Raw genomic sequence first — 236 nt, forward strand, 5'->3', positions numbered from 1 at the left:
ACCAGTTCTTGCCCGGCCAATAGTGACGGATACTCATCAACTTTCCATCCACCTCCATAGCGATATTTCGCTCTTTAGAGAAAGCGTTACCCCAAGAAGGATGAACTCCTGCAATACGATTATTCCCCAGATTCCGTATCACCAAGTAGTCACCTTCTTTAAGATTTAAATCATTAAAAAATAGCGTCACGCCACCTACACCCGCAAAGTCAATCACTCCGGCATGACCCACCGGA

1 protein-coding gene is annotated in these 236 nt (G+C 45.8%); it reads right to left on the bottom strand.

The window, feature by feature from the left end; all coding sequences use genetic code 11:
• Positions 1 to 236: hypothetical protein (locus AXK11_RS10255; protein WP_231865827.1), on the bottom strand; the 236-nt coding region annotated here is incomplete at both ends.

The organism is Cephaloticoccus primus (genome assembly GCF_001580015.1).
GTDB classification, from domain to species: Bacteria; Verrucomicrobiota; Verrucomicrobiia; order Opitutales; family Opitutaceae; genus Cephaloticoccus; species Cephaloticoccus primus.